This window comes from Gillisia lutea, assembly GCF_021568705.1.
GTDB lineage: Bacteria > Bacteroidota > Bacteroidia > Flavobacteriales > Flavobacteriaceae > Gillisia > Gillisia lutea.
Window position 1 is genome coordinate 173971 of record NZ_JAKGTH010000006.1, and the last position, 22731, is coordinate 196701.

General features: G+C 36.6%; 20 protein-coding genes and 1 tRNA gene. 9 read left to right on the top strand and 12 right to left on the bottom strand.

Going from position 1 to position 22731, the window contains the following annotated elements; genetic code table 11:
- Positions 1-55: 55 nt before the first annotated feature.
- The 3 genes from L1I30_RS00865 to L1I30_RS00875 all read right to left on the bottom strand — a co-directional run bounded on the left by L1I30_RS00865 (position 56) and on the right by L1I30_RS00875 (position 2799).
- Complete coding sequence (locus L1I30_RS00865; RefSeq protein WP_236132359.1) at positions 56-1099, bottom strand: response regulator; 1044 nt, start codon at positions 1097-1099, stop codon at positions 56-58.
- The gene (locus L1I30_RS00870; RefSeq protein ID WP_236132360.1) at positions 1096-2349 is read right to left on the bottom strand and encodes a PAS domain-containing sensor histidine kinase; all 1254 of its coding nucleotides are present in this window, start codon (positions 2347-2349) and stop codon (positions 1096-1098) included. Before L1I30_RS00870 ends, L1I30_RS00865 begins: the two co-directional genes overlap by 4 nt.
- Positions 2350-2726: 377 nt before the next feature.
- Positions 2727-2799 (bottom strand) — tRNA-Gln (locus tag L1I30_RS00875).
- A 188-nt stretch (positions 2800-2987) separates the two neighbouring features.
- Here L1I30_RS00875 and L1I30_RS00880 point away from each other — a divergent pair.
- Positions 2988-6284 carry a protein O-mannosyl-transferase family gene (locus tag L1I30_RS00880; protein ID WP_236132361.1) on the top strand — a complete coding sequence of 1099 codons (3297 nt, stop codon included), beginning with the start codon at positions 2988-2990 and terminating at the stop codon, positions 6282-6284.
- A gap of 15 nt (positions 6285-6299) precedes the next feature.
- Positions 6300-6950: a polysaccharide deacetylase family protein gene (locus tag L1I30_RS00885; protein WP_236132362.1), complete on the top strand. Its 651-nt coding sequence runs from the start codon at positions 6300-6302 to the stop codon at positions 6948-6950.
- On the opposite strand, the gene L1I30_RS00890 is transcribed toward L1I30_RS00885, so the two are convergent.
- Positions 6947-7243 (bottom strand): thioredoxin family protein, encoded by a 297-nt coding sequence (locus tag L1I30_RS00890; RefSeq protein WP_236132363.1) that lies wholly within the window; start codon positions 7241-7243, stop codon positions 6947-6949. The genes L1I30_RS00885 and L1I30_RS00890 overlap by 4 nt on opposite strands.
- Positions 7244-7321: 78 nt before the next feature.
- Positions 7322-8548: a metallophosphoesterase gene (locus L1I30_RS00895; protein WP_236132364.1), complete on the bottom strand. Its 1227-nt coding sequence runs from the start codon at positions 8546-8548 to the stop codon at positions 7322-7324.
- Positions 8549-8765: 217 nt separating this feature from the next.
- Between L1I30_RS00895 and L1I30_RS00900 the strand changes: the two genes are divergently transcribed.
- Positions 8766-10076, top strand: a complete 1311-nt coding sequence (locus L1I30_RS00900; RefSeq protein WP_236133037.1) for a sugar MFS transporter — start codon at positions 8766-8768, stop codon at positions 10074-10076.
- Between the two features lie 89 nt (positions 10077-10165).
- A complete protein-coding gene (gene polA / locus L1I30_RS00905) occupies positions 10166-12994 on the top strand; it encodes a DNA polymerase I (RefSeq protein ID WP_236132365.1) in 2829 nt (942 codons plus the stop codon).
- A gap of 54 nt (positions 12995-13048) precedes the next feature.
- Here the strand turns inward: polA and L1I30_RS00910 are convergent, their stop codons facing one another.
- Positions 13049-13621, bottom strand: a complete 573-nt coding sequence (locus L1I30_RS00910) for a DUF5004 domain-containing protein (protein ID WP_236132366.1) — start codon at positions 13619-13621, stop codon at positions 13049-13051.
- 345 nt (positions 13622-13966) lie between these two features.
- Between L1I30_RS00910 and rplM the strand changes: the two genes are divergently transcribed.
- From rplM to tsf, 4 genes are all read left to right on the top strand, one after another.
- The gene (gene rplM, locus L1I30_RS00915) at positions 13967-14422 is read left to right on the top strand and encodes a 50S ribosomal protein L13 (protein ID WP_236132367.1); all 456 of its coding nucleotides are present in this window, start codon (positions 13967-13969) and stop codon (positions 14420-14422) included.
- Positions 14422-14808: a 30S ribosomal protein S9 gene (rpsI, locus tag L1I30_RS00920; protein WP_236132368.1), complete on the top strand. Its 387-nt coding sequence runs from the start codon at positions 14422-14424 to the stop codon at positions 14806-14808. The genes rplM and rpsI overlap by 1 nt, the downstream gene beginning before the upstream one ends.
- A 196-nt stretch (positions 14809-15004) precedes the next feature.
- Positions 15005-15895 (top strand): 30S ribosomal protein S2, encoded by an 891-nt coding sequence (rpsB, locus tag L1I30_RS00925; RefSeq protein ID WP_236132369.1) that lies wholly within the window; start codon positions 15005-15007, stop codon positions 15893-15895.
- Positions 15896-15991: 96 nt separating this feature from the next.
- The gene (gene tsf / locus L1I30_RS00930; RefSeq protein ID WP_236132370.1) at positions 15992-16816 is read left to right on the top strand and encodes a translation elongation factor Ts; all 825 of its coding nucleotides are present in this window, start codon (positions 15992-15994) and stop codon (positions 16814-16816) included.
- A gap of 64 nt (positions 16817-16880) precedes the next feature.
- On the opposite strand, the gene L1I30_RS00935 is transcribed toward tsf, so the two are convergent.
- The 4 genes from L1I30_RS00935 to ruvC form a co-directional block, all read right to left on the bottom strand.
- Positions 16881-17231: a DUF4260 domain-containing protein gene (locus tag L1I30_RS00935; RefSeq protein ID WP_236132371.1), complete on the bottom strand. Its 351-nt coding sequence runs from the start codon at positions 17229-17231 to the stop codon at positions 16881-16883.
- A gap of 10 nt (positions 17232-17241) precedes the next feature.
- The gene (locus tag L1I30_RS00940; protein WP_236132372.1) at positions 17242-17988 is read right to left on the bottom strand and encodes a cyclase family protein; all 747 of its coding nucleotides are present in this window, start codon (positions 17986-17988) and stop codon (positions 17242-17244) included.
- Between the two features lie 24 nt (positions 17989-18012).
- Entirely contained in the window at positions 18013-19161 is a 1149-nt protein-coding gene (gene hemW, locus L1I30_RS00945) for a radical SAM family heme chaperone HemW (RefSeq protein ID WP_236133038.1), read from the bottom strand.
- Between the two features lie 88 nt (positions 19162-19249).
- Complete coding sequence (gene ruvC / locus L1I30_RS00950) at positions 19250-19801, bottom strand: crossover junction endodeoxyribonuclease RuvC (RefSeq protein ID WP_236132373.1); 552 nt, start codon at positions 19799-19801, stop codon at positions 19250-19252.
- Between the two features lie 116 nt (positions 19802-19917).
- Between ruvC and L1I30_RS00955 the strand changes: the two genes are divergently transcribed.
- Positions 19918-21045: a glycosyltransferase family 2 protein gene (locus tag L1I30_RS00955; RefSeq protein ID WP_236132374.1), complete on the top strand. Its 1128-nt coding sequence runs from the start codon at positions 19918-19920 to the stop codon at positions 21043-21045.
- A gap of 20 nt (positions 21046-21065) precedes the next feature.
- Here L1I30_RS00955 and L1I30_RS00960 read toward each other — a convergent pair whose 3' ends face one another.
- Together L1I30_RS00960 and L1I30_RS00965 are read right to left on the bottom strand one after the other, a co-directional pair.
- The gene (locus L1I30_RS00960; RefSeq protein WP_236132375.1) at positions 21066-21542 is read right to left on the bottom strand and encodes a hypothetical protein; all 477 of its coding nucleotides are present in this window, start codon (positions 21540-21542) and stop codon (positions 21066-21068) included.
- Between the two features lie 64 nt (positions 21543-21606).
- Positions 21607-22722 carry a tetratricopeptide repeat protein gene (locus L1I30_RS00965; RefSeq protein ID WP_236133039.1) on the bottom strand — a complete coding sequence of 372 codons (1116 nt, stop codon included), beginning with the start codon at positions 22720-22722 and terminating at the stop codon, positions 21607-21609.
- Positions 22723-22731 lie beyond the last annotated feature (9 nt).

Consider the following 22731-nt stretch of genomic DNA (forward strand, 5'->3'; position numbering starts at 1 on the left):
AAAATTTCAAATAGCTTGTTCTAAATTTAGAATAGACCAAGCTATTTTATTTTTATTAAGAGATATTGTGCAGCGCCTCTGAATTAAGAAGTTTAATATTTCTCCCTTCAATTTCTATAAGGCCCTCCTTTTTAAAATCAGATAATGTTCTTATTAAACTCTCGGGAGCCATTCCGGCTACCCCTGCTAAATCTGCTCTGGAAATTCGAATGCTTTTCAAGGGGTTTTTCTTGATCTTTTCTGCAAATAAGAGAATGGTACTTGCAGTCTTCTTTCTAACCGAACCATAGGCCATGTCCATTAACTGCTCTTTAATTCCTAAAAGGTTATTGCTTAGCACCTCTACCAATTGCAAAGTCATTCTACCATTATTGGCTAAAATTTTATGCAATTCCTCTTTTGAAACAGCATACAACTGAGTGTCCTCTATTGCAGTAGCAAACTCCTGATAAGCAGAAGAATTTTGGAAAGTTGCACCTCCAAAAAAATCATCATCCTTGTAGAGTTCTGTAATTAGTTCTTTTCCCTGGCTGTCCATTCTATGTGCTTTCACAACACCACGTTTTACCAGATAGAAGAAATTGGATTGTTTTCCTTCTTCATAAACATTTTGACCGGCTTTAAAATCCAGTTGTTCATATTTAGAAATAATACCTTTCAGGTCTTCCAAATTCTTTAGAGATGTAGATGCACCACCCGGGTCCTTTTCATTATCTATAGAATTCAAAATAGCCACTTTAGCAAGTCGGCTTTCAATAGCGCTTAAAAGATCCTCTTCCTCAAAAGGCTTGGTTAAATAATCGTCTGCGCCAAGATCCATACCTTTTCTAATATCTTTATGCTCTGTTTTGGCTGAAAGAAAAATAAAAGGAATAGCCTTTGTTTTTACATTTGCCGCAAGTTCCTGTAGCACACCATACCCATCCATTTCCGGCATCATAATATCGCATACAATGATGTCTGGCAAAAAGTCGAGTGCTTTATCCACACCTAATTTTCCATTAGATGCGGTTACAACTTCATAGTCTGATAATTCTAAAAGCTCTGCGGTATTCTCCCTAACCGTGATATCATCTTCAATTAGTAAAATCTTTTTCATGGTGTAAGTATTGGAATTTTAACGATAAATGTGGTTCCCACATTTTCTATACTAATAAATTTTATGTGCCCTCCCAGGTTTTCTAAATGGGTCTTCGCAATGTTCAACCCAATACCTGTACCTTGATTCAAAAGAGCATTTTCAGCCCTGAAATAACGTTCAAAAATATGCTTCTGGTCTTCCTGCGGAATACCTATTCCTTTGTCTTCTACTTCAAATATTATGGTGTTTTCCACCTGAGCGACATCAAACCTAATAACGCTGTTCTCGGGAGAATATTTAATTGAATTGCTTAACAGGTTAGAAAGTATGAGTTCTAGTATCTTTTGGTCTTGATACATGATAATATCTTCCATCTCCTGGGCATACTTAATTTCCTGCCCATGTTTAAGGGTAATATTGGCATTATATATCACTTCATTAATAAAGTTTTTTATACTAAAGGAAGTGTATTTGTATTGATTATTTCCAGTCTCCAATCTTTCAATAGAAAGGAAATCATTTAAAATATTATTAAGGTAATGCACCTTGTTCCTTATGGTACCCAAATGCTTCTCCCGTTTATCCTGCTGTTCCGATTTTATGTACTTCTCGGCTAAAGTAGCAGAGGTTAATATCCCGCTTAAAGGAGTTTTAAATTCATGTGAAACCAAGGAAAGAAATTTTGTTTTCAGCTCATTTAACTCCTTTTCCTTGCGCAAGGCATCTTTTATCTTCTTTTCGGCAGCCTTACGCTTTTTGATTTCCCCCTCCATATCAAGATTAAGCTTTTGCAATTTCTTGATACTCTTTTGTAACTCGTGGGTTCTAAGCTTGATCTTTTCCTCTAACTGATTGTTGAGCTCCTTAATTTGGAGTTGGGTTTCTTTTCGAACGCTAATATCTATAATTAGCGACATCACATACCGCTCTCCATTTATTTCAAAAGGATTTAGTCCGGCTTCTACAGGAAATTGATCACCAGTTTTCTTTACACCGTAGAGTTCCCTCCCATGGCCCATCTGGCGCTTTTCACTATGATCGAGAAAATGATTGAAATGCCCCCCGTGTTTGGCTCTATGTTTAGAAGGAATTAAGATATTTAAAGGTTGTTCTAATAACTCCTCCAGTTTATAACCAAACATATTTCCTGCAGCATTATTTGCTGCAATAATGGTTTGTGAAGCATCCACGATAATGATACCCTCCGAAGCTGCTTCAAAAAGAACATTGAAGACATTCTTATTTCGAAAGAATTGATTTTTTGACACTTCCTGCAATTTAAAATGAATTTTAAGTTGTCACGAATTTACAAAAGCAGAAGCAATTTTTTTAGACTTCAAAAGAAATAAAGTATCTAAAAAATGATTTGGACAGTCAATCTTCTAAGTAAGTTGCTTAATAAACCACCATTTCACAAGCAGTAAAATTAATTTTATAACAACAAAATAAGGATACAGCTTTACACAAATAAGCTCCTCAATAAAAGATTCCAAAATTTTAGCTCTCTTTCATACGACCTATTAAGAGAAAAGGAGAAGCGCTTACAAACTTCTCTTATGCGCCTATTAGCAAAGACCCTTCATTCTCAAAATATTAGGCATAAAAAAAACCGAACTGTTAAACAGTTCGGTTTCACAAAATTTTGTTGGCCCACTAGGGCTCGAACCTAGACTCTTCTGTACCAAAAACAGACGTGTTGCCAGTTACACCATGGGCCAGCGTTTTATTGCTGATGCAAATTTAGAACAAAGTTTATTTTACACAAATTTTTTTTGCGTTTTTTCTCAATTAATTTCTTAAGTCCTGATAGTCAGATATAAAAAAATAAAGTCTTTTAAAGCCCGTTATAAAACCATTCTTGTAAATATTCTTAAATTCGCTTCATCATATTCAATTAGCAAAAAACATGACAGATCATAACTTCAGTAAATGGAATAAAATACTAGGATGGACGGTATTTTTAATTTCACTTACTACCTATTGGTTAACGGTAGAACCTACAGCAAGTTTCTGGGATGCAGGAGAGTACATAGCTACTGCAGCAAATTTAGAAGTTGGACATCCACCCGGAGCCCCGCTTTATCAAATGATGGGAGCTTTCTTTGCAACCTTTGCCTCCAATCCTGCTGATGTTGCACTCATGGTAAACTCTATGTCTGGTCTTGCAAGCGCATTTGCCATTATGTTCATGTTCTGGTCTATAGTTTTACTGATTTTAAAGATAGGTGGCAGCAAAGCTCATCCCCAAAAACTAAATAAAGTTGCAGTTTTAGGAAGTGCCTTTGTTGGCGCTTTAGCTTTTACATTTACCGACAGCTTTTGGTTTAATGCGGTAGAGGCCGAAGTTTATGCCATGGCAGCCTGTATTATGGCATTACTCTTCTATTTAGGCTTATTATGGGAAAGAGACATGTTTCTTCCAAGAGGAAACAGATGGGTCATCCTAATTTCCTTTGTAGTTGGACTCTCCTTTGGAGTGCACTTTTTAGGTTTATTAACCCTTCCTGCTATTGGGTTTTTATACTTCTTTAAAAACTATGAGAAAGTTACTGTTAAGAATTTCATTATAGCCAATATCGCGGTGGTAGCAGTGTTAATGTTCATATTCAAACTCTTACTCCCATACACCCTAACATTTTTTGCTTCTTCGGAAGTATTTTTCACCAATGCAATTGGCTTACCTTTTAACTCAGGTACAATCATCGCTTTACTGGTTATTATCGCCGCTTTTTACTTCGGAATTAGATACACTAAGAGAAAAAACTTTTATCAGTTAAACACCTTGCTCTTAAGCATCCTGTTTATTCTGATTGGTTTTTCCAGCTGGACCATGCTTCCAATTCGTGCAAATGCCGATACTAACATCAATGAAAATAGTCCAGACAACGCCAGAGAACTATTAGCTTATTATAACCGCGAGCAGTACGGGGAAACACACTTGTTCTACGGACCTCAATTCACCGAAATGTACAGCGGTCTCGATGCTGAAAACCCATATTTAGACGATAAGCCTAACTATGAAAAAGATGAAGAGTTAGGGAAATATGTAATTGTAAACGATTATAAGAATGCAAGACAAAACTTAGACGACAACCATAAAGCTATTCTTCCAAGAATGTGGAGCACAGCTCATGCCGTTAATTACATGCAGTTTACCGGCCCATTAGATTTTCAGGTAAAACCGGAATATCAGGGAGAGGAAGAACTGCTGCAGGCTATCGCCGAATTCAGAAAGAACTACGCGATGGGACGTCTGGATTCTAGCGACTATAACAGCTTTCTAACACAGTTCAGTCAGTATATAGATGTTGAAAAACCTTCTTTTACCGATAATATAGCATATCTATTTGAATATCAAATAGGCTACATGTACTGGCGTTATTTTATGTGGAATTTTGTTGGAAGACAAAATGATATCCAGGGCGAACTCACCGATTTGAATGGAAACTGGTTGAGCGGTATTAAATTTATAGATGAAATGAGATTGGGTTCTCAGGACAATCTGCCTACCGATGTTAAAAATAATAAAGCACGTAATACCTATTATTTCCTGCCTTTTATCTTAGGATTAATAGGGCTCTTCTTTCATTTTAAGAATGACAAAAAAGGCTTCTGGGTACTAACCGTTTTCTTTCTCTTTACAGGGATTGCACTCAAAATATACTTAAATGAGCGTCCATTTGAACCAAGAGAACGAGATTATGCTTTAGTTGGATCCTTTTATGTTTTTGCAATGTGGATAGGCTTTGGAGTCTATGCCTTATTCGATCTTGTAAAAGGCTACTTACAACCTAAAATAGCTGCACCTGTAGTAATTGCTGCAAGTCTATTAGCAGCGCCGGTTTTGTTAGCCTCTGAAAACTGGGACGATCATGACAGGTCTGACAGGTATACGGCTTTGGCGATGGCTAAAATGTATCTGGACTCTGTAGACCAAAATGCCATATTATTCACCATTGGTGATAATGATACTTTTGCACTTTGGTATGCACAGCAAATCGAGGAATACAGAACTGATGTTCGAATTGTGAATACCAGTTTATTTGCTACCGACTGGTATATCGATCAAATGAAACGTAAAGCCTGGGAAAGCGATCCAATTCCATCTCAGCTAACACAAAAACAATATCGAGCAGGAACAAATGAATTTGTAATGTTCCAATCGGTTACCCAGGATACTATGTCTATCCAAAACTGGATGAACTGGATCGCAAGCGATGATTCCCGAACACAGGGAGAATTGCAAAGCGGACAGATTGTGAACACTTTTCCAACAAAATCCATCAGAATTCCTGTAAATAAAGAGAATGCACTCAAATACGGTATCGTTGATAAAAAAGATGCCGATAAGATAGTAGACGACATCTTTATAAAACTTGAAGGAAATGTGATCTATAAGAATAGATTACTAATGCTTGATATAATTGCTAATAACGATTGGAAACGCCCTATTTACTTTACCGGGGGAAGCTTTGGTAATGATGATTATCTGTGGATGAAAGACTATCTACAATTAGATGGCGTTGCATATAAATTAGTTCCAATTCAAACCCCTATCAACCCAAGAAATCCTTACGAAATGGGTAGAATAGACACCGATAAAATGTACGACATCGTTAAGAACTGGGACTGGGGCAATATGGAAAGCACAAAAATCTACCATGACCCGGAAACACGTAAAAACTCTATTACCTATAGAAGTAACCTGGCAAGATTGGTGGAAACACTTTTAGCGGAAGGTGATAAAGAACGAGCTAAAGAGATCTTGGATATGGGGATAGAAAAAATGCCTCTAGATTATTATGGTTTTTACACCCTGGTGGAGCCTTATATAAGCGGTTATTACGAGGTTGGAGAAAAAGAAAAGGCCCGAGAATTATGGGATAAGCTCGCTTTAAAATATCAAGAGGACCTTAAGTACTATGCCAGTTGGGATGAAGACAGACAGTTTAGTTATGCAAATGATATCATTACTAGCATGGAACGATATAGAGCATTAGTTGATTTGCTTTTCATGAATAATGAACAGGAATTTGGCCGTAAGAAAGCTGAGAAATTCAACAGCTATTTGAAATTATTTCCCCGTTTCTATGATGATTCAGAAGAAGTGGAAGAAGCTCCTCCCACGCCTACAGATGAGGCTATAGAAAATGAATTCAACAATTTGCAAAGTTTAGACTCTTTGCAAACTGTACCTGAATAACAGACTGATAATACAATGGTTTATTTAAAGAAGATTTCAGGATTAGGCAATGTGTTATACCCTTCTCTTCTGTGGAATTTACCAAATCATAAAAAGACCATTTATCTCACTTTTGATGATGGCCCTATTCCGGAAATAACAGATTGGGTTTTGGCCTGCTTGAAACAATATCAGGCCAAAGCTACCTTCTTTTGCGTTGGAGAAAATATTAGTAAACACCCAGATATCTTCAATAATATTATATCCGAAGGACATACCATAGGAAATCACACTTTTAATCACCTTAATGGCTGGAAGACAAATACTCCAGATTATCTAGAGAATGTGCGGAAGACAGAAGATGTTATCTCCAAAAACATAGAGAATCCAAACAATTCAGCTTTTAAAAAGAAGCTTTTTCGCCCACCATATGGAAAGATAAAGCCTTCACAAATTAAAAAACTTCAACAATTAGACTACCAAATAGTGATGTGGGAAGTTATTAGTGGAGATTTTGACCCCGAACTAAGCTGGGAAATTTGTTATAACACTGTAATTAAAAACACCACAGAGGGCGGAATTATAGTTTTCCATGACAGCAAAAAGGCCTTTGATAAACTAAAACTTCTTGTACCAAAGATCCTAAAATATTATCACGAGAAAGGCTTTGAGTTCAAAGCGCTTTAAATATATTCTTTAAGAATCCCAATAAGAGTGTTGGCATCCTGCTCTCCACTTTGTCTCCACTTCATTTCACCATCTTTATAGATCATTAACGTAGGAAGCGCCTTTACACGAAGAGCCTCAGCAAGCATTGTATTCTTATCGACATCGATCTTGATAATCTTTGCCTTATCCCCCAGAGCTGCAGCTACATCCCTTAAAACCGGGTGCAAGAGGTTAGAAGCTTCATTCCATTCGGTATAAAAATCTAGCAGCACCGGAATGTTTAAATCTATTAATTCACCAAATTTTGACATAAATTAAAAGCTAATTTTGATTTGATTTAAATACCTTTTTCAATAATTAATAACATCAAATATACTAATTTCTCTGAACTAAGCGGGTTTCGGGCCCTTTCGCAATTCAATAACCGTAATCTCTGGCCAAATTCCAACTCTACCCGGATAGGCCAAATATCCGAATCCACGATTCACATTAATATGTCGACCAAATTCCTGATAAATTCCTGCCCAGTTCTCATATCTATACTGCACGGGACTCCATCTAAACCAACCCGGAATTTCAATTCCGAATTGCATTCCATGCGTATGACCACTTAAGGTAAGATGATAATTGTTAGCATCTGATTTTATCTTTTCTTGCCAATAAGACGGATCATGGCTCATTAGTACTTTAAATTCCTCTGCAGCAAGTCCTTTTCCTGCAAGATCGAGATCACCCTTTTTCTTAAAACCACCTGCTCCCCAATTTTCTACTCCTACTAATGCTATTCGTTGTCCATCTTTTCCTAGGAATCTATGCTCATTTAACAACAGGTTCCAGCCCATATCGGCATGAACATTTTTTAGATCATTTAGATTAGCTAATCTCGCAGCATCACTCTCCCACTCTACATAATCGCCATAATCATGATTTCCTAATACCGAGAACACACCATCTTTAGCAGATATTTTTGAAAAGGTACTTTTCCACACATCCATTTCCGTAGCCTTATTATTTACAAGATCCCCGGTAAAGAGTACCACATCACTCTCCTGCTCATTTATAAGATCGACCCCATATTCAATTTTCTCCTTATTATCGAAACTACCACTATGTATATCGCTAATTTGAGTGAGCCTATATCCATCAAAAGCATCCGGAAGATCTTCAAAATAGAGACTATATTTTAATACTTTATAGTTGTATTTCCCCCAATACATTCCATACAATAATGAAGCAAAAGGGATAGCCGCGATACCTAAAGCCAGCTGACTCAGGAATTTTCTTCTCTCGGGCATTACAAAGGAGGAAGAAGGAGTAAATATTTTATGGTAGGTGGCGGCTAAAATTCTAAAAATATCTTCCCCAAATAATAGTAACGTAAGAATAATTTTTCCAACCATAAACGCCAGCACTAAGCCTATAGCGTATGCTCTCCCACCGGAAAATCCACCGGCAGGATTAGGTTGATTAAATTGAAAAATGAAATTAGCAAGTACTATTAAGGAGACAACTATAAAGGAAATGTGAATCCAGTTGTTTTTAGTTAAGGTTTTAACTGCCTGAAAAGCGTAAATATCTATTACAATATAGAAACAAATAAATATAAGCCAGCGCATGATTTTAACAATTTGCAGCGAAGATACTTTTATTCAATATGTTAAAAGTTAAATTTTAAGTTACTTTAACGTATTAATATGTAATAAATTTCAAACAGGACATCCTATCCCCTATTAAACACACTTAAAAAGCAGCTTAATTTTTAGTTTTATATTTAAGCATTTGAAATTATACCATATAACAATTTACATCGACACACCACCACTTACCATTCCTATGAACCAGAAAAAAACCTATCGCACCGCTTTCATATTTCTAACCATCCTATTTTTCTTATGGGGTTTCATAACTGTTCTTGTAGACTCTCTAATTCCTAGACTAAGAGAGGTTTTTACGCTTACTTACTTTCAGGCAGGAATGGTTCAGTTTGCATTTTTCGGAGCATATTTTGTACTTTCAATTCCGGCAGGTTATTTACTTTCAAAAATTGGATATAAAAAAGGAATCATTTTAGGACTTACTACTATGGCCCTTGGATGCCTCTTATTTTATCCCGCTGCCTCCTATCGCATTTTCGGAATATTCATGCTGGGTTATTTCATTCTGGCGGGAGGAATAACTATTCTGCAGGTTGCCGCAAACCCATATGTCACCATCTTAGGACCTGAAAAAACTGCATCAAGTAGATTGAATCTTTCGCAGGCTTTCAATTCATTAGGAACTGCTATAGCTCCAGCCATTGGAGCGCTATTCATATTAAATGATAAAGTTAAGAGCACAGAAGAAATTGATCTATTAGATGAACTACAACAAACGGCATACTATCTATCTGAAGCCGCCGCTGTTCAAAAACCATTTTTAGGTATCGCAGCTTTTATAGGGCTTATCGTATTGGTTTTCCTATTTGTAAAACTTCCAAAAATTGGAGATAAAGAAGCTTCAAATAATTACACACAAGTGCTCAAGAACAAAAATTTGATCTTAGGCGCAATAGGGATTTTCTTTTATGTAGGAGCCGAAGTGGCATTAGGTAGCTATATGGTAAATTACTTCTTGAGTTTGGATCTGGCAGTTATAATTAGAGAAACACCTTTTATGAGAACCTTAGCGGAATGGGTTTTAACAGCGGGGGTTACCACTTCCAGTGATATGGCTGTAGTAGGCGTTTTTGTAAGTTTTTATTGGACTGGAGCCATGATTGGGAGGTTTATTGGTTCCTATTTAACAAAAATCCTAAACCCTGCAGTGGTACTTAGCGTGTTTGCCGGTTTAGCAATTGTTATGATCTTGATTTCTAATTTCTCTGTAGGGCTTATCGCTATGTGGACAATAATCTCGGTAGGGCTTTTCAACTCCATCATGTTCCCTACCATTTTCAGCCTTGCACTCGATGGTTTGGGAGAAAACAAACCTCAAGGTTCCGGTATATTGTGCACCATGATAGTGGGTGGAGCTTTAATCCCGCCGGCTTTTGGATATCTAACCGACGGATATGGTTTTAACGTTGCTTTATTCCTAGTTATGGCTTGCTATCTATATATTTTATACTACGGTTTTCGTAATAAAAAACGCCAGGTTCTTTTATAAATTCTAAAAATCCACCATAAAAATATCAGGGGCCTCCACTCTTTATGCTAATAACTTTGTAGTTTTGAACTTCAACTTAATTATTACCCATGGCTGAACAAAAACGCTTATTTCTCCTTGATGCATACGCCTTGATATTTAGAGGTTATTACGCTTTTATAAAAAATCCCAGAATCAACTCAAAAGGTTTAGATACTTCAGCCATTATGGGCTTTACTAATTCGCTTTTTGATGTAATTAGAAGAGAGAAGCCCGATCATTTAGCTGTGTGTTTTGATAAAGATGGAAGTCATGAGCGCACAGAAATGTATGCCGATTATAAAGCAAATAGAGATGCAACTCCCGAACCTATAAAAATCTCCATTCCATATATTAAAGACATACTTACAGCCATGCATATTCCCGTGGTAGAATTACCGGGGTGTGAGGCTGATGATGTTATTGGAACCTTAGCTAAACAGGCTGAAAAAGAAGGCTATCAAACCTTCATGGTTACTCCAGATAAAGATTTCGCTCAGTTAGTATCTGAAAATATTTTCATGTATCGTCCAGCCAGAATGGGTAACGGGATTGAGATCTTAGGCATCCCCGAAGTAAAGGAAAAATTTGGAGTGGAACGCCCGGAACAGGTGATAGATTTCCTTGGAATGATGGGTGATGCTTCTGATAATATCCCGGGACTTCCCGGAGTTGGCGAAAAAACAGCCAAGAAATTTCTTGCTGAATTTGGCAGCATGGAAGCACTTTTAGCAAATACCGACAAGCTAAAAGGGAAAATGAAAGAGAAGATCATTGAAAACGCTGAGTTAGGAATACTTTCCAAGAAATTAGCTACTATCCTTACAGATTGTGCTGTTCAATTTGATGCTAAAGACTATGAACTCTCGAAACCTGATGGCGATAAAGTTCAGGAACTGTTTGAAGAATTAGAATTCAGAAGATTAAAAGATCAGTTTTTAAAATTATTTTCTGGAGAAGAGACCAGCTCTCCAACTCCTATTAGTAGTACTCCAACCGCAAAAGCTCAGGCATCTACTGCGGGCGCAGGGCAATTCTCTTTATTTGGAGGTGGTGAAGAAAATAAGATAGAAGCTACTACCAGCAGAAAATCTTTAGAGAACACCTCCCATGTATATCAAAGTATTGAAGGAGGTATGGCCATGCAATTATTTCTTTCAAATTTATTGAAACAAAAAAGTGTTTGCTTTGATACTGAAACCACCAGTCTAAATCCTCTCGAAGCAAAATTGGTAGGAATTGCATTTTCATGGGAAGCGGGAAAAGGATTCTACTTACCCTTTCCGGAAGAAGATGATAAGGCTCAGGAATTAATTGAAAAAATTCGTCCTTTCTTTGAAGATAAAGAGATCGAAAAGATTGGTCAGAATTTAAAATACGATATTAAAGTATTAGCCAAATATAATGTTCATATTAAAGGACCTCTTTTCGACACCATGATCGCTCATTATCTTATCAACCCAGACATGAGACATAACATGGATGTACTGGCAGAAACCTATCTCAACTACACCCCTCAATCCATTACCGAATTAATAGGTAAAAAAGGAAAGAATCAGGGAAATATGAGAGATGTGCCTTTAGAAAAACAGACCGAATATGCTGCAGAAGATGCCGATATCACCTTTCAACTAAAACAGCATTTTGAACCCGAACTTAAAGAAGCTAATACTGAAAAATTATTTCACGATATTGAAATTCCTTTAGTAGAAGTACTTGCCGATATGGAATTAGAAGGCATCAAATTAGATGAAGGCTTTTTAAAATCTCTTTCAGCAGATCTGGAAAAGGATATCAAAGAACTGGAGGAAAAGATATATAAAGAAGCCGGGGAAGAATTCAATATTGGGTCGCCAAAGCAATTAGGAGTGATCCTTTTTGAAAAACTGGCATTGGTTAAAAAACCAAAAAAGACCAAGACCGGCCAGTATTCTACAGGAGAAGATGTGTTATCTAACCTTGCTCACGAACATGAAATCGTGAGATGCGTTTTAGATTATCGCGGATTGGTAAAATTAAAGAATACCTATATAGATGCTCTTCCAACACAGGTAGAGAAAACCACTGGAAGAGTACATACCGATTATATGCAGACGGTTGCTGCTACCGGAAGATTGAGTTCTAACAATCCAAACCTTCAAAACATTCCAATTAGAACTGAAAGAGGAAGGCAAGTAAGAAAAGCTTTTGTGCCAAGAAATGAAGATTACATATTATTGGCCGCCGATTATTCTCAAATTGAATTAAGAATTATTGCGGCATTAAGCAAGGAAGAGAATATGATAAAAGCCTTTCAAGATGGTAAAGATATTCATGCCTCTACCGCTGCAAAAGTATTTAATGTACCTTTAGAAGAAGTCACCCGAGAGCAAAGAAGCAATGCCAAAACAGTTAATTTTGGGATTATATATGGAGTTTCCGCATTTGGTTTAAGCAACCAGACCGACCTTTCCAGAGCAGAATCTAAAGACCTTATCGATACCTATTATAAGACCTACCCTAAACTAAGAGATTATATAAACGAGCAAATAGACTTTGCGCGAGAGCACGGATATGTACAAACAGTGCTGGGAAGACGCAGATATTTAAAGGATATCAATTCACAAAATGCGGTTGTAAGAGGTGCTGCCGAAAGAAATGCCGTGAACGCTCCCATTCAGGGAAGTGCTGCCGATATTATAAAATTGGCAATGATTAATATTCATAAGAAATTAAAAGAAAGAAATTACAAAACGAAAATGCTTCTTCAGGTACATGATGAACTGGTATTTGATGCGTATAAAGAAGAGCTGTCAGAAGTAAAGAAACTGATAAAAACAGAGATGGAGAACGCTTTTAAACTGGAAGTTCCCTTGGATGTAGAATTAGGTGAAGGTCAAAATTGGCTGGAAGCTCATTAATAAAAAAGCCGGTTAAGATATTAACCGGCTTTTTTATTATTTAAAACATCTTATTTACTGCTTCGTATATTCTACAGAAAGGATGTTTATATTGGAAGCAGAAGTATTACCCGGATCATCTACATATGCATTAGATTCGGCTTCTGTTATATCAAAACTAAAAGTAGTATTTGTATAAGACAGTGGTTTTCTCTGGCTATAAACCATACCATCAATATTAATATTCAAAATAAGAACATTGTCTTCCACATCCCATGTTCCTGAATCCTGACGACCTTCCACACATGTAAATTCATTATTATTTGTCCCGCCATTAAAATCGAGCTTTGCATTGGTAGTGGTAAATGTCATGTCTTCTCTAAAAACGATTGCCATATTAGAAAAACAAGAAGTTTCAGAAAGTAAGTTATAACTACCTGTATTGTCCTTATTAAGATCAACCAGAACATCAGATTGCATTACGCTCAACTTCCATGTTCCATACAATTCCATGGGGGTAATATTTGCTTCTATATTATTGGTGTTAAATGTCTCCATTCTAGCATCATCAGTATCTTCCGAGCTACAGGAAAACAAGGTCAAGGAAAGAGAAATAGATAAAAAACAAAACTTTAAAAACTTATTCATAGCTAAATAACTTTATATTAGTTTATTAAGGCTGCAAATGTACAGGAAACTTAAAGTAAATTATGACACAATTAACACAAAAAATACTTTTTATCGTTAATTATTGTATTTTATCGATTAATTAAACATGTTTTACTTCAGGTTGAAAGAGACAAAACTGTTAAAAACGGCAGTATAACTTCATATAAAGTGAAGGGCTTGACTACCAAACATTTCGGCCTAAATAAATTAATGGAACTGCTATTTGCATTATGAATTTATAATTGTACATTTGCACCCCTGTTTTCCCGATAGAAATGTTGGGGCAGGGAATGGAATGTTTAATAACAAGTAAAATTAATTAGTGTGGACACATTAAGCTACAAAACAGTATCGGCCAACAAGGCTACCGTGACCAAAGATTGGGTACACGTAGATGCTGATGGTCAGACTTTAGGTCGTCTTTCTACAAAAGTGGCAAAGCTACTTAGAGGGAAATACAAGCCTAACTTCACCCCACACGTTGATTGCGGTGACAATGTAATTATTACAAACGCCGAAAAAATCAACTTAACAGGAAAGAAATGGGATTCTAAAGAATACATTCGCCACACTGGCTACCCTGGGGGACAACGCAGTCTAACTGCAACCGAATTATTCAATAAAGGACCGGAAAGGTTAATTGAAAATGCGGTAAAAGGAATGCTTCCTAAGAACAAATTAGGAGCGGCAATATTCCGTAATTTAAAGGTTTATGCAGGATCAGAACACGATCTTAAAGCTCAAAAACCTAAAACTATTAACTTAAACGATCTTAAGTAATGGAGGTTATTCACAAAATTGGTCGTAGAAAAACGGCTGTTGCAAGAGTATATGTTAACCAGGGTTCTGGAAACATTACTATTAACAAAAAAGATCTTAAGGATTACTTCACTACCGGACCTTTAGTTTTTAAAGTACTTCAACCTTTAAACATGACTAATAACGAAGAGAACTTCGATATTAAAGTGAATGTTTACGGTGGTGGTATTACTGGTCAGGCTGAAGCTATTCGTCTTGCCCTTTCTAGAGCTATGGTAGAATTGGATGCTGAAAACCGTGCGGTGTTAAAACCAGAAGGTTTGATGACAAGAGATCCAAGAATGGTAGAGCGTAAGAAATTCGGACAGAAGAAAGCTCGTAAGAAATTCCAGTTCTCTAAACGTTAATATTTTGGGCATTGCCCTAAAAGTTCATTTAAAAATTAAAGATTTTTGTTGTTGTTCATTAGTGAATTTTAAATACCGCCCGGTATTTTCTCATCACTCTTGAAGTTAGTTTAGCATCTAAATAGACAAGGCCGTATTTAAATATAAATAGCCACTTGCCTATTGCTATCTCAACAGAACGTAAACTATTACAAAAATGGCAAACAAAGTAGAAGTAAAAGAATTACTTGATGCAGGTGTACATTTTGGACACCTTACAAGAAGATGGAATCCAAACATGGCCCCATATATTTATATGGAGCGTAATGGGATTCACATTATCAACTTATATAAAAGTGCTGCAAAAATGCAAGAGGCAGGTGATGCCCTTAATAAAATTGCAGCCAGCGGTAGAAAAATACTCTTCGTAGCTACCAAAAAACAAGCTAAAGAAATTGTTGCAGAACATGCAACAAGAGCAAACATGCCGTTCATCACTGAAAGATGGCCTGGTGGAATGCTTACTAACTTTATCACTATCCGTAAAGCTGTTAAAAAAATGGCTACTATTGATAGAATGAAAAAAGACGGAACTTTCAACACTCTTTCTAAGAAAGAACGTTTACAAGTAGACCGTTTGAGAGCTAAGTTAGATAAAAACTTAGGTTCTATTGCAGACATGAGCCGACTTCCGGCAGCACTTTTTGTAGTAGATATCACTCGTGAACACATTGCCGTTAAAGAAGCTCAAAAATTAAACATTCCAATTTTTGCGATGGTTGATACTAACTCTGATCCTCGCGAGGTAGAGTACATGATTCCATCAAATGATGATGCTTCTAAATCTATTGATAAAGTAGTTTCTTATGTTTCTGACGCTATCATTGAAGGCTTATCTGAAAGAAAGTCTACTAAAGATGCTAAAGACGACAGCAAAGAAGAAAAAACTGCTAAAGCTCCTAAAGCAAAAAAATCTCAAGAAGATGTAGAAGTTCCTTCTACTGATGCTGCAGATAAAAAAGCGATGAAGGAAGCTAAAAAAGATGTTAAGTTAGAGTCTAAACAAGAAACTTTAGACAAAGCTGCTTCTAACGAAGAAGAAGAATAACATAACCTTTTGATAATTTTTATGAGTCGTTTAGTTCTTTTCTTTACAAAAAAGCTAAACGACTTGTTTATTATAAATTAAAAAACTTTAAACGTCATGGCAAAGATAACCGCCGCAGAAGTAAATAAATTAAGAAAGTCTACCGGAGCCGGTATGATGGATTGTAAAAAAGCATTAGTGGAAGCTGATGGTGATTTTGATACTGCAATCGAAATTCTTCGTAAAAAAGGTCAGAAAGTAGCTGCAAACCGTGCCGACAGAGAATCTACTGAAGGTGCTGTTATAGCAAAAGTGAACGATGATGCAACCAGAGGTGTTGTAATTTCACTTAACTGTGAAACTGACTTCGTTGCAAAGAATGATTCTTTCGTAAAAATGGCTACCGATCTTGCTGATCTTGCTCTTACTGTTTCTTCAAAAGAAGAATTATTAGCTGCAAATTTCAATGGGATTACTGTTCAGGACAAATTGATTGAGCAAACCGGAGTAATTGGTGAAAAATTAGAGATTGGTGATTTCCGTACGTTGGAAGCTCCTTTCGTTGGTTCTTACATCCACGCTGGTAACAAGATCGCTGTTTTAACCGGTCTTTCTAAGAATGTTGAAGGAGCTGAAGAAGCTGCTAAAAACGTTTCTATGCAAGCTGCTGCAATGAATCCTGTTGCTTTGAATGAAGATGGTGTAGATCAATCTATCATCGACAAAGAGATCGAAATCGCTAAAGATCAATTAAGAGAAGAAGGTAAGCCAGAAGAGATGTTAGATAACATCGCTAAAGGTAAAATCAAACGTTTCTTTAAAGACAACACTTTGGTAAACCAAGATTTCATTAAAGATAACAAAATGAGCATCGCTTCTTACGTTAAATCTGTAGATAGCGACCTTACTGTTGTTGCTTTTGAAAGAGTTGCTTTAGGATAATCTTTCTTCTGAATTATCTTCAGATAAAAAATTTAAAAGCCGTTTCTTAATTGAAACGGCTTTTTTATTTCCCAATTTCTCCTAAATGGGTGAATTTAAAGCCTTTCTCATATTTTAATCCATAGCCAAGCATTCTATCAAATGAAGAGTGACTAAAAAGTATAACTCCTATTAGTTTTAATATCTCATTGTTTAGAAAAAAGCCAATCAAATATATAAGGATAGCAATCCCTTTATGATGGAACATATTATAAAAAAATGCGCCTACCCTATTATTTACAAGATACCCAAGCATACTTACATCAGGCAATAAGAACAAGCCAAAGAACCACCACCAAGAAAACTGCAAGTAATAAAAACCAAAGATTCCTAAAGCCAGCATAACCAATTCTTCGAGTTTCAGGGCAATTTTCATAAGCTGATCTTTATTCCAATTTATACAAAACGGGTTTACTAGGGCTTGCATCATTTTCAAATGAAGCTATTTGCAAGTTAAGGAGATAACTACCATCTTCAATTTTGTTAGCCACATAGATAAGTTCAGTAATAGTAGCATCAAAACGAGTATTTTTAGGATAATCCCAGAAAGCCTTATGTGCTAAAAGCTTTCCTTCATCTTTCTCTTTATCTACAGAGGGAAGGTCTATCAATAAATGCTTTATTCCACATTCTCTAATATATCGTGCAGCTGCTTCTTCTAAATAAGGCCAATTAGTATTAGAATATTTCTTGCTTCTCTTTTCAATATAATTAGGCAGAGATCTAATAACGATCGCTTCTACCTGATTAGGCTTTAGCACTTGCTTTATTTGAGCTTCTGAAATCACCTTGTCTTCCCCTCTTGTTTCTGGTTCTACCGAGATCAGCTTAGTAGTGAAAAAAAACTGTTTCAAGCTTTCATGAACGCTATGAAATTCTCTTGTAATATGCCCCACACACTCGGTATGCGTACCATGCCCATGCGGATTGAACTGAATATTATTAAAGTTTGTTGAAGCTCCTTCTGTTACCTTTCCTATAAAATCGCCATCTCTAACAGGAGTAATTTTTGGCGCATCCAAATACCATGCTATAGGGTTTTTATCATCCCCTCGCATATTCAGCGAGATATCTAATGGCTTAGAAAGATCTACCGTAAAGGAGATATTCTTATATTCTATAGTTGCTTTCATTATAGATAATAGACACAAAGACCTTTATTGATCTTCTTCCAAATTTATGAAGAATAAGTCACCGGCAATACCATCGCTTAAAAATTTACCTTTTTCGGTCACCCTCAAAATATCATTTTCCAAGCTCAATAATCCCTCTTTTAAATGAGGCACCGCCTCGATCAATAAATGCGTTTTATAGTTAAGTCCGAAGTTAAGTTCCACTTCCTTCATAGATACGCCCCACATAGTACGTAAGCGCGTCATTACATATTCGTTATACTTATCTGCTTGAGATAGATCCTCCTCTTCTAAGGGGAGATTGCCGGCTTTTAGAGCCTTAATATATAAAGCATTATTGCTGATGTTCCATTTTCGCGATTGCCCATTGTAAGAATGAGCAGATGGGCCAATTCCCAAATAGCTTTTCCCCATCCAGTAGGCCGTATTATTCTGGGAGAAATATCCGGGTTTGCCAAAGTTGGAAAACTCATAATGTACAAATCCGGCATCTTTTAAGCTGGAGGTTAATATTTCGAAATGCGCTCTTGCAACCTCATCATCTACCGGTTTCACCTTTCCTTTTTCAATGAATTTCTTTAAAGCCGTGTTAGGTTCCACCGTTAAAGCATAACAAGAGAAATGCGGCAAACCAAGTGTGATTGCCGTTTGTATATTTTCACTCCAGCGTTCATTGCTCATTCCCGGAATACCGTAGATAAGATCAATTGAGATATTATCGAAATAAGAAGTAGCCATTTTGATGCAACTCAAAGCTTCCTCGGCACTATGTGCCCTATTCATCAATTTAAGGTCTTCTTCAAAAAAAGATTGCACCCCAATGCTCAATCTATTTATTCCAACTTCTTTAAAAATGATTAATTTCTCTTCGGAAAGATCATCAGGATTGGCTTCCAAAGTAACCTCAGCCTCCGCATCAATACTATAATTTTCAGATATAGTTTGAAATATCTGTTCTAATTCAGCCTTCTCCAGAAGTGAAGGTGTTCCTCCTCCAAAATAGATGGTTTTAATTATAACTTCACCCAATTCCTCTTTTCGTAAAACCAATTCTTTACAAAGCATTGCAACCAATTCCGATTTATGTTTCACTGAAGTGCTAAAGTGAAAATCACAATAATGACAGGCTTGTTTGCAAAAAGGTATATGAATGTAAATTCCGCCCCCGTCCATCGTTATCGGAGTGAGAGACTCACTTGAATTATTTAAATTAGGCTTATTTGAGATCATGCAGATTTTGGTTCTTATAACTAAAGAATTTTTATCGAACTTTCTTAGGATTTTGTTTTACAAAAGCATCCCAACCGGTATAACTTTTTCCTACCTCCACTCGACCGGTATTATAAAAATGGCAAACCGCCGCGGCCAGACCATCGGTAGAATCCAGATTTTTAGGTAATTCCTTTAAGCCTAAAACGCTTTGAAGCATTCTTGCCACCTGTTCCTTACTGGCATTTCCGTTTCCAGTGATTGCCATCTTAATTTTCTTAGGAAGGTACTCGGTAATGGGGATTTCACGGGAAAGTCCTGCAGCCATAGCCACCCCTTGCGCTCTTCCCAATTTCAGCATAGATTGAACGTTCTTCCCAAAGAAAGGAGCTTCTATGGCAATTTCATCAGGATGATAGGTGTCGATAAGCTCAATAGTGCGTTCGAATATCAGCTTTAATTTCACGTAAGGATCGCTGTATTTCTGAAGAAGAAGCTCATTCAACTGCAAGAAATGCATCTTTTTATTCTGTACTTTTATCAGTCCGAACCCCATAATAGTGGTTCCGGGGTCGATACCAAGGATGATTCTTTCAGTTTTCAAAAGCTGTAGAAAGTTTAATTAAAAGCCTGATTTCTGCTTTTTAACAAGGCATCACAAAGCTACGATTTTCTAAGCAGCTATCCGTATATTTGGGCATTGCCAAATTTCTAAAATCAATGATCGTTCTATTAGTTCTAATTAGCACTCTATATGCTTTCCTATTAGTGTCGCTTTTCTTAGGCTGGAGAAAAATACCTTTGACCCGGCTGCAGCACCTGGCCCCTACCGCAAACTTTTCTATAGTGATCCCTTTTAGAAATGAAGCTGAAAACCTACCTCAACTTTTAGAATCTATAAGCATACTGGAGTATTCTTCTAAAAAATTTGAAATCCTTTTGATCGATGATGCTTCTGAAGATGACTCTTATAATATATGTTCAACTTTCATAAAAACTCATCATGACTTTAACATTCAGGTACTGAAAAATATCCGAAGTTCAAATTCCCCAAAAAAAGATGCGATAACTATTGCCATTGAAAGCGCTAAATTTGAATATATAATTACCACCGATGCCGACTGCCAAGTACCGAAAAAATGGTTGCAGGCTTTTAATGAGGGATTACAATCTAAGTCGGCAGACATGCTTGCAGGACCCGTAGCCTATATAAGCGATAATTCCTCTTGGTTAACGATTTTTCAAGATCTAGATCTTGTAAGCTTACAAATAGCCGGTGCCGGCAGTTTTGGCTTGAAAAAAGCATTTTTATGCAATGGCGCAAATTTGTGTTACAGAAAAACTGCCTTTGAAGAAGTGGATGGGTTTTCGGGTAATGAGCAGATTTCCAGTGGAGATGACGTTTTCTTACTACAGAAATTTGTTGCTGAAAATAAAAAAGTTAGCTTCCTCAAAAACGAAAAAGCCATTGTACTTACTAGTCCGCAACCCACTTTAAAAGAGTTATTATCCCAAAGAATACGCTGGGCCGCAAAAACTCATGCTTATAAAAGCGTTTTTTCAAAATTGATAGGTATATCGGTTTTACTTATGAATCTTTCTATAGTAGTAGCATTTCTGCTCACTCTTACAGGAACTTTCCCCATTACCTGGTTAGCGTTTTTATTCTTACTTAAATTCAATATTGATTTTATCCTCCTGCAACAAGCGGCGTATTTCTTTGGAAAAAAAGGGATTTTAAGCTCCTATTTTTGGAGCAGTATACTGTATCCTTTCTTTTCAACCTATGTAGCAATTGCTTCCTTGTTTAAAGGATTTGAATGGAAGGGAAGGAATTTCAATCGTTAAAAATGCTTAGAAAACAACACCTATTCAGCTTTGATAATAATAGGCATTTTATACACACTTGACACGGGGATTCCCCTTTTACTGGCAGGATAGATCTTAGGTAGAGAATCTACGCTTTGTTGCAACCACATTTCCAAATCGGGAAGCTGGTATGTGACCATAGTGTCTACCGAAACAGAATCTATCGTAGGCTGCCCATTTTTAGCAATTTCCAAATACAAGATCAGAGTATCATCTATAGCTTCAGTTACTATTGGCTGTTGCTTTGCGAGGTAAGCATAAATTGAATTGGCTACCGTGGCTTCAAAACACTCTTTGGCTCTTGGCAGTTCGCTGATATTCTTGCAGTTCTCGAATGCAGGATATTCATCTACTTCTCTCCAGTTTAAGGATCGTGACTCCTGATCCAGTACCTCTTCAGAAGAGATCTTTTTAGTTTCAAAATTATTACAACCGGCCAAAATTGGAAAAAGTAGTAGTAGTAATGTTTTTCTCATTCGGGTTTAGGTCTAGACTTATCTCAACAAAAATAGTGAAATTAAGCAGCTTAGGAAAAATAATCTACTCTCCTGCCAGATGCAAGTCTTTTCGAATGTCTTTCATTCTAATCTGGGCGAGATAGACTAAATGCTCTTCACCTTCTTTTTCATACTTATTAAGGTAGGCCTGATAATATTTTAGAACAGATTGCATATCCTTAAAATAATTATCTGCAGCCACCGCACGTTCATATAAAGCACGCTCATTATCAGGATTCTCCTCCAGCGCCGCATCAAAATACTCTAGAGATTTCTTATAGTCTTCTTTCAATTTGTAAGTAAGCGCCAAACTAAGATATTCATTATCTACAGGTTGTTTCTTTATAAGCAACGCCATTAAGAGGTGCATTTCAGATTTTTCCAGGTCGCCCGTTCTGGCATATAATTTCCCTAAATTGTAATGGGTGTCAGAATTTCTATCTTCATAGGTTAAAGCTACCTTATACTGCCCTATAGCTTCTTCAACCCAATGCGCCTGATAATAACAATAGCCAAGCTTGGTATGAACGAACTCACTACCTTGATTTAGCTCTAATAGTTTTTCAAAAGGCGTTATCGCCACTATATAAGAACGCTCATTGAAATAGGTTTGTGCAAGTATGGAAAGTAGGGATGCATTTTCCGGGTCTTTTTCTAACCCCTGTAATGCCAGCTCCTCTGATAGTGTAAATTCCCGCCGACTCAGCTCATATTTTGCCAGTTTATATAAAGCCTGCTGATGATATTTATCAATTTTTATCGTTCTACGAAAATGATCCAGATACGTACTATCCTGTTCTTTTTCTTTTATCAAGCCAAGCTGATATTCAAATCCGGCATTTTGCGGATATCGAGTTGCTAAATTGGCAAAAAGGCTATCTGCAGCTTTTAGTTCACCCATTTTAATTAACACCTCCCCATAATCTATTGCAGTAAGCACTCGGGAAGGGTTCTTGTGTAATACAGTTTCGTAGCTACTCAAAGCTTTCTCCCAATTTCCGATAGCTTTATAAGATCTAGCCAGTTTTAAAAGAGCAGCGTCCGATTTTGGAGAGAGCATTTCCAACTCTTTGATAGCTTCCTCATTATTACCTACGACATACAAACTATCTGCAATATTTAAAGTCGGAGTTTGGGCTCCGACTTTAAACACTAACATTATTATTAA

Excerpts from the sequence above, each read along its gene's own strand:
- L1I30_RS00865 (WP_236132359.1), bottom strand. The coding sequence starts at position 1,099 with ATGAAAAAGATTTTACTAATTGAAGATGATATCACGGTTAGGGAGAAT.
- L1I30_RS00880 (WP_236132361.1), top strand. The coding sequence starts at position 2,988 with ATGACAGATCATAACTTCAGTAAATGGAATAAAATACTAGGATGGACG.
- L1I30_RS00885 (WP_236132362.1), top strand. The coding sequence starts at position 6,300 with ATGGTTTATTTAAAGAAGATTTCAGGATTAGGCAATGTGTTATACCCT.
- L1I30_RS00890 (WP_236132363.1), bottom strand. The coding sequence starts at position 7,243 with ATGTCAAAATTTGGTGAATTAATAGATTTAAACATTCCGGTGCTGCTA.
- L1I30_RS00895 (WP_236132364.1), bottom strand. The coding sequence starts at position 8,548 with ATGCGCTGGCTTATATTTATTTGTTTCTATATTGTAATAGATATTTAC.
- L1I30_RS00900 (WP_236133037.1), top strand. The coding sequence starts at position 8,766 with ATGAACCAGAAAAAAACCTATCGCACCGCTTTCATATTTCTAACCATC.
- polA (WP_236132365.1), top strand. The coding sequence starts at position 10,166 with ATGGCTGAACAAAAACGCTTATTTCTCCTTGATGCATACGCCTTGATA.
- L1I30_RS00910 (WP_236132366.1), bottom strand. The coding sequence starts at position 13,621 with ATGAATAAGTTTTTAAAGTTTTGTTTTTTATCTATTTCTCTTTCCTTG.
- rpsI (WP_236132368.1), top strand. The coding sequence starts at position 14,422 with ATGGAGGTTATTCACAAAATTGGTCGTAGAAAAACGGCTGTTGCAAGA.
- rpsB (WP_236132369.1), top strand. The coding sequence starts at position 15,005 with ATGGCAAACAAAGTAGAAGTAAAAGAATTACTTGATGCAGGTGTACAT.
- tsf (WP_236132370.1), top strand. The coding sequence starts at position 15,992 with ATGGCAAAGATAACCGCCGCAGAAGTAAATAAATTAAGAAAGTCTACC.
- L1I30_RS00935 (WP_236132371.1), bottom strand. The coding sequence starts at position 17,231 with ATGAAAATTGCCCTGAAACTCGAAGAATTGGTTATGCTGGCTTTAGGA.
- L1I30_RS00940 (WP_236132372.1), bottom strand. The coding sequence starts at position 17,988 with ATGAAAGCAACTATAGAATATAAGAATATCTCCTTTACGGTAGATCTT.
- hemW (WP_236133038.1), bottom strand. The coding sequence starts at position 19,161 with ATGGACGGGGGCGGAATTTACATTCATATACCTTTTTGCAAACAAGCC.
- L1I30_RS00955 (WP_236132374.1), top strand. The coding sequence starts at position 19,918 with ATGATCGTTCTATTAGTTCTAATTAGCACTCTATATGCTTTCCTATTA.
- L1I30_RS00960 (WP_236132375.1), bottom strand. The coding sequence starts at position 21,542 with ATGAGAAAAACATTACTACTACTACTTTTTCCAATTTTGGCCGGTTGT.
- L1I30_RS00965 (WP_236133039.1), bottom strand. The coding sequence starts at position 22,722 with ATGTTAGTGTTTAAAGTCGGAGCCCAAACTCCGACTTTAAATATTGCA.